This window comes from Streptomyces sp. 8N706 (assembly GCF_052245415.1).
GTDB lineage: Bacteria > Actinomycetota > Actinomycetes > Streptomycetales > Streptomycetaceae > Streptomyces.
The window spans coordinates 44702-51103 of record NZ_JBQQBW010000049.1 but is presented as its reverse complement, the minus strand read 5'-3'; the positions used below and the strand labels follow the sequence as shown (position 1 = coordinate 51103).

Genomic DNA, 6402 nt, shown 5'->3' with positions numbered 1-6402 from the left:
GGAAGGCGTTGGACTCCACGATGGCGTCGTAGCTTCTGCCGATGCCGCGGCAGGCGCTGCCGTCGACGGTGATCGTCAGGATGGCGCCCTGCTCGGCCGCCGAGGGCACGACGACGATACGGCTCGGCCCCGCACGACCCGGATCGACGCTGCCGGGATCGGCGCTGCCGGGGGCCGCGGTACCCGTACCCGGATCCGCACTGCTCGTGTGCGGGCGCACGCTGCCCGCCGGGTCCGCGGCGGCGGGCCGTGCGGGTACGGCGAGAACGGCTGCGGCCAGGGCCGTGGCCGCGGCGGCGCGGATCAGGGGCATGGTCTTCCTCCTGGCGGACGCGCTGCGGGGGTAGCACCCGGGGTTGCGGTGGGACGCGTCCATGTCGACAGTCGCCCGGCCCGGCCGGGTGTGCATGCCGGTGTTGGTCCGAACGGGCCGCATCCGCCCCCGCGGCGGTTGTCCGGGCCCCGCCGCCACCCGTTCGTCCTCTCTGCTGTCGCCGGTGCCACCGCTCCCGCCGTAACGTTCCGTCATACGACCAGCGCGGAGCGCGAGCGCCCCGCGCTCCCCGAGGGGAGAGAGATGGGTGCGAAGGACGGGCGGAGCCGTGGCCGCTATGTGCCGGTACGCAGGAGGAACTCGCCCTGGGGCGCCATAGCTCTCGCTCTCCTCGCCGGAGTGGCCCTGATACGGAACGGGGCCGAGGAGGCCGCCGGCCCGCCGCAGCCGGCCGCCGAGGCCGCCACGGCCGGACGGACCGCGGGTGCGGCGGGGACCTCCCCCTCGGCGGCACCACCCGCGCTCCCCGCGTCCACCCCGGCCCGGGTGAAGATCCCCGCGATCAGGGTCGATGCCCCGCTGACGGCTCTCGGGCTGGAGCCCGACGGCTGGATCCAGTCGCCACCGGCGTCGGACAAGAACCTCGCGGGCTGGTTCAAGGACGCGGTCACCCCGGGGGAGCAAGGAACCGCGGTCGTCGTCGGGCATGTGGACAACGCGGCGGGCCCGGTCGTCTTCTACAACCTCGGAGCCCTGAAGAAGGGCAACCATGTCGAGGCCGTCCGACAGGACGGCCGCACCGCCGTGTTCGAGATCTACGGCATCGAGGTCTTCGAGAAGCGGAACTTCCCCGCCGAGCGGGTGTACGCCGACACCGGCCGGCCGGAGATCCGCGTCATAACGTGCGGTGGCCGCTTCGCCAGGGGATCCGGCTACAACGGGAACGTGGTCGTGTTCGGCAGGCTGATCCAGGTCCGGTGAGCCCGGGGCCGGCACGGCGTGGTTGGCTGACGGCATGACCATCACCGTGACCACGTGGTCCCTGGAGCAGACCTCGCCCGCCGACCTGGTCCCCGCCGCCCCGTCGGCGGACGGCGGCGGCATACGGATCGTCCGGTCGCAGGTCCCGTCCCCGGAGTTCAGCCGCTTCCTCTACACCGCCGTCGGCGGAGACATCCGCTGGACCGACCGGCTCGGCTGGTCGTACGCGCGGTGGCGGGAGGACCTCGAGCGGCCCGGCAAGGAGACGTGGGTGGCCTACGACCGCGGGACACCGGCCGGGTACATCGAGCTGGACGCCCAGGACGCGGGCGTGGTGGAGATCAGCTACTTCGGGCTCCTGCCGGCCTTCCGGGGGCGGCGCATCGGAGGCCTGCTGCTGAGCGAGGGCACGGCCCGCGCCTGGGACCTCGCCGAGCGGTGGGAGAATCTGGCCCCGACCAAGCGGGTGTGGGTGCACACCTGCAGCAAGGACGGGCCGTACGCCCTCGACACCTACCGGCGGCGCGGCTTCCGGGTCTTCGCGACGACCACCGAGGAGGAGCCCGAGGTCCCCGCGCCCGGTCCGTGGCCGGGCGCCGTCCGACGCCCGGGGGCACGCGGCACCCACCGCGCGAGCGACGCGCGTGACCAACGACACACCGTCTCATAAACCGGGACGATGTCGTCCGGATACTGGACATCAGTGGACGCTCCAGAGACCCGCGTGACACGCTTTCGTCATGTCTCGAGCTGGAATTGCCTTGGTGAGTCGACGCCACGTCGACCTCGGCCGCATGTCCAGCGCCATGTGTCCGGCGGGCTGACAGTCACAGCGCCGCCGCACGCAGCACCGTCCCCACCGCCGCGGACGAGTGAGCACCCCTGAGCCGGACCACAGCACGCGCCTGCCCACCGTGCTGAGCCCACTTACGTACCCGCAGGTCAGCTGGACGCCCCGAGCACGTCCGCCGTATTGAGCCGCCCCGAAGGACAGACACCCATGGCCGCCACCCCAGAACGTGCAACCGCTGCCACGACCCGCCGCAAGGCCGGCCGCCACCGCGGCGAGGGCCAGTGGGCCGTGGGCCACTTCACTCCGCTCAACGGCAACGAGCAGTTCAAGAAGGACGACGACGGTCTCAACGTCCGGACACGCATTGAGACGATCTACTCGAAGGCCGGATTCGACTCGATCGACCCGAACGACCTGCGCGGGCGGATGCGTTGGTGGGGCCTCTACACCCAGCGCAAGCCCGGGATCGACGGCGGCAAGACCGCCGTCCTGGAGCCGGAGGAGCTGGATGACAGGTACTTCATGCTCCGCGTCCGCGTCGACGGCGGCCGGCTGACCACCGGACAGCTGCGCGTCATCGGCGAGATCTCCGACGAGTTCGCCCGCGGCACCGCGGACGTCACCGACCGGCAGAACATCCAGCTGCACTGGATCCGCATCGAGGACGTGCCCGAGATCTGGCGGCGGCTCGAGGGTGTCGGCCTGTCCACGACCGAGGCCTGCGGCGACACTCCGCGGGTCATCCTCGGCTCGCCGGTCGCCGGGATCGCCGAGGACGAGATCGTCGACGGCACACCCGCGATCGAGCAGATTCACAGCCGCTACATCGGCAGCAAGGAGTTCTCGAACCTCCCGCGGAAGTTCAAGACGGCGGTCTCCGGCTCCCCGCTGCTGGACGTGGCGCACGAGATCAACGACATCGCGTTCGTCGGCGTGCACCATCCCGAGCACGGCCCCGGGTTCGACCTGTGGGTGGGCGGCGGCCTGTCGACCAACCCCAAGATCGGTGTGCGGCTGGGCGCCTGGGTCCCGCTGGACGAGGTGCCGGACGTCTGGGCAGGCGTCGTCGGTATCTTCCGCGACTACGGCTACCGGCGGCTGCGCACCCGCGCCCGGCTCAAGTTCCTGGTCGCCGACTGGGGCGCCGAGAAGTTCCGCCAGGTGCTGGAGGACGAGTACCTCGAGCGCAAGCTGACCGACGGCCCCGCACCCGCGGAGCCCCCGCAGGAGTGGCGCGACCACATCGGCGTCCACCGCCAGAAGGACGGCCGGTTCTACGTCGGCTTCGCCCCCCGCGTCGGCCGCGTCGACGGCACCGTCCTGACGAAGATCGCCGAACTGGCCGAGGCCCATGGCTCGGGCCGGGTGCGCACCACCGTCGAGCAGAAGATGATCGTGCTCGATGTGGCAGAGGCCCACGTCGAGTCGCTGGTCGCCGGGCTGGAGGCGCTGGACCTGCGGGTCAGCCCCTCGCCGTTCCGGCGCGGCACCATGGCCTGCACCGGCATCGAGTTCTGCAAGCTCGCCATCGTCGAGACCAAGGCGCGCGGTGCGTCGCTCATCGACGAACTGGAGCGCCGTCTCCCCGACTTCGACCAGCCGATCACCATCAACCTCAACGGCTGCCCGAACGCCTGTGCCCGTATCCAGGTCGCCGACATCGGCCTCAAGGGACAGCTCGTCCTGGACTCCGACGGCAACCAGGTCGAGGGCTACCAGGTCCATCTCGGCGGGGCACTGGGCCTGGAGCCCGGCTTCGGCCGCAAGGTGCGCGGTCTGAAGGTCACCGCCGACGAGCTGCCGGACTACGTCGAGCGCGTGGTGAAGCGGTTCCAGGCGGAGCGCCAGGACGGCGAGCGGTTCGCCCAGTGGGCTGCCCGCGCGGACGAGGAGGCGCTGTCGTGAGCGCAGCGGACGAGAGGGAGGACGCGGCATGAGCGAACGAGCAGCGCCGTTCTACTGCCCCTACTGCGGGGACGAGGACCTGCGGCCCTCCGAGGAGGGCCACGGCGCCTGGGAATGCGGGTCCTGCAACCGGGCGTTCCGCCTCTCGTTCCTCGGGCTGCTGGCCAAGGGTCTGCAGCGCGACCGCAGTGAAGGGGGCACCACCTCATGACCACCGCACAGCAGTGCACCGCTGACGAGCTCCAGGAGCTGGCCGAACAGGCGGGCCGCGACCTGGAGAACGCGTCCGCGCTGGACATCCTGCGCTGGGCCACCGACACCTTCGGCAGCCGCTTCTGCGTCACCTCCTCGATGGAGGACGCCGTCGTGGCCCATCTCGCCTCACGCGCCGCCCCGGGCGTGGACGTGGTGTTCCTCGACACCGGCTACCACTTCCCGGAGACCATCGGCACCCGCGACGCGGTCGACGCCGTGATGGACGTCAACGTGATCACGCTGACACCGCGGCAGACTGTCGCCGAGCAGGACGCCGAGTACGGCCCGAAGCTGCACGACCGCGATCCGGACCTGTGCTGCGCGCTGCGCAAGGTCAAGCCGCTCGAGGACGGGCTGCGGGCCTACGACGCCTGGGCGACCGGACTGCGCCGCGACGAGTCCCCGACCCGGGCGAACACCCCGGTCGTCGGCTGGGACGCCAAGCGGCAGAAGGTCAAGATCTCCCCGATCGCCCGCTGGACGCAGGAGGACGTGGACGCGTACGTCGCCGAGCACGGCGTGCTCACCAACCCCCTGCTGACGGACGGCTACGCGTCGGTCGGCTGCGCCCCCTGCACCCGGCGCGTACTCGCGGGCGAGGACGCCCGGTCCGGCCGCTGGGCGGGCAGCAGCAAGACCGAGTGCGGGCTCCACGGCTGAGCCGATGACCGAACGACGAGACGAAGGACGGAAGATGAGCCTGACGGACCGCGGGGCGGATGCGCCTCAGGTGGGTGCCACGATCTGGCTCACCGGTCTGCCGAGCGCGGGCAAGACGACGATCGCCCACGCGCTGGCGGAGCAGCTGCGGGGCGAGGGGCACCGGGTGGAGGTGCTGGACGGGGACGAGATCCGTGAGTTCCTCTCCGCCGGCCTCGGCTTCACCCGCGAGGACCGCCACACCAATGTGCAGCGGATCGGCTTCGTCGCCGAGCTCCTGGCGTCGAACGGCGTGAAGGCTCTCGTTCCGGTGATCGCCCCGTACGCCGACAGCCGTGAGGCCGTCCGCAAGCGCCACCAGGCCGCGGGCACCGCCTATCTGGAGGTGCATGTGGCGACTCCGGTGGAGGTGTGCTCCGTACGCGATGTGAAGGGCCTCTACGCCAAGCAGGCGGCCGGCGAGATCTCCGGTCTGACCGGGGTCGACGACCCCTACGAGGAGCCGGAGACGCCCGACCTGCGGATCGAGTCGCACACCCAGACCGTGCAGGAGTCCGCAGCTGCGCTCGGCGCGCTGCTGGTCGAGAGGGGACTGGCATGACGACGGTTGCTCAGACCGGCGAGACCACCGACAACCCGTACGCCCTGTCGCACCTGGACGCCCTGGAGTCCGAGGCGGTGCACATCTTCCGCGAGGTGGCGGGCGAGTTCGAGCGGCCGGTGATCCTCTTCTCCGGCGGCAAGGACTCCATCGTCATGCTGCATCTGGCGCTGAAGGCGTTCGCGCCCGCGGCGATCCCGTTCTCCCTGCTGCATGTGGACACGGGGCACAACTTCCCCGAGGTCATCGACTACCGCGACCGCACCGTGGCCCGGCACTCGCTGCGGCTCCATGTGGCCTCCGTGCAGGAGTTCATCGACGCCGGGAAGCTGCGCGAGCGCCCGGACGGCACCCGTAACCCGCTGCAGACCGTTCCGCTGCTGGACGCCATCGAGAAGGGCCGGTTCGACGCGGTCTTCGGCGGCGGGCGGCGGGACGAGGAGAAGGCCCGCGCCAAGGAGCGGGTGTTCTCCCTGCGGGACGAGTTCGGCGGCTGGGACCCGCGCCGGCAGCGCCCGGAGCTGTGGCAGCTCTACAACGGCCGTCACTCCCCCGGCGAGCACGTCCGGGTCTTCCCGCTGTCGAACTGGACCGAGCTGGACGTGTGGCAGTACATCGCCCGCGAGGGCATCGAGCTGCCGGAGATCTACTACGCGCACGAGCGCAAGGTCTTCGCCCGTAACAACATGTGGCTGGCGCCGGGCGAGTGGGGCGGCCCCAAGGACGGCGAGCCCCTCGAGAACCGCCTGGTGCGTTACCGCACGGTCGGCGACATGTCCTGCACCGGCGCGGTCGACTCCGACGCCGTCACCATCGAGCAGGTCATCGCCGAGATCGCCGCCTCCCGGCTCACCGAACGCGGCGCGACCCGGGCCGACGACAAGCTGTCCGAGGCCGCCATGGAGGACCGCAAGCGGGAGGGGTACTTCTAAC

General features: G+C 71.2%; 7 protein-coding genes and 2 pseudogenes. 8 read left to right on the top strand and 1 reads right to left on the bottom strand.

What is annotated here, in order from left to right:
- Nucleotides 1-313: pseudogene (locus tag ACTWQE_RS19640) on the bottom strand (hypothetical protein); the annotation flags it as partial.
- Between the two features lie 264 nt (nucleotides 314-577).
- Between ACTWQE_RS19640 and ACTWQE_RS19635 the strand changes: the two are divergent.
- From ACTWQE_RS19635 to cysD, 8 genes and pseudogenes are all read left to right on the top strand, one after another.
- Entirely contained in the window at nucleotides 578-1255 is a 678-nt protein-coding gene (locus tag ACTWQE_RS19635) for a class F sortase (protein ID WP_443330283.1), read from the top strand.
- 34 nt (nucleotides 1256-1289) lie between these two features.
- Nucleotides 1290-1853: pseudogene (locus ACTWQE_RS19630) on the top strand (GNAT family N-acetyltransferase); the annotation flags it as partial.
- Between the two features lie 142 nt (nucleotides 1854-1995).
- The gene (locus ACTWQE_RS19625) at nucleotides 1996-2079 is read left to right on the top strand and encodes a putative leader peptide (protein ID WP_323137367.1); all 84 of its coding nucleotides are present in this window, start codon (nucleotides 1996-1998) and stop codon (nucleotides 2077-2079) included.
- A gap of 176 nt (nucleotides 2080-2255) precedes the next feature.
- A complete protein-coding gene (locus ACTWQE_RS19620; protein ID WP_443330282.1) occupies nucleotides 2256-3953 on the top strand; it encodes a nitrite/sulfite reductase in 1698 nt (565 codons plus the stop codon).
- Nucleotides 3954-3981: 28 nt separating this feature from the next.
- Nucleotides 3982-4164: a hypothetical protein gene (locus ACTWQE_RS19615; RefSeq protein ID WP_443330281.1), complete on the top strand. Its 183-nt coding sequence runs from the start codon at nucleotides 3982-3984 to the stop codon at nucleotides 4162-4164.
- Nucleotides 4161-4868, top strand: coding sequence for a phosphoadenylyl-sulfate reductase (locus ACTWQE_RS19610; protein ID WP_443330280.1), 708 nt, complete (start codon nucleotides 4161-4163; stop codon nucleotides 4866-4868). The genes ACTWQE_RS19615 and ACTWQE_RS19610 overlap by 4 nt, the downstream gene beginning before the upstream one ends.
- Before the next feature lie 34 nt (nucleotides 4869-4902).
- The gene (gene cysC, locus ACTWQE_RS19605) at nucleotides 4903-5469 is read left to right on the top strand and encodes an adenylyl-sulfate kinase (protein ID WP_443330279.1); all 567 of its coding nucleotides are present in this window, start codon (nucleotides 4903-4905) and stop codon (nucleotides 5467-5469) included.
- Nucleotides 5466-6401, top strand: coding sequence for a sulfate adenylyltransferase subunit CysD (cysD, locus tag ACTWQE_RS19600; protein ID WP_443330278.1), 936 nt, complete (start codon nucleotides 5466-5468; stop codon nucleotides 6399-6401). The genes cysC and cysD overlap by 4 nt, the downstream gene beginning before the upstream one ends.
- Nucleotide 6402 lies beyond the last annotated feature (1 nt).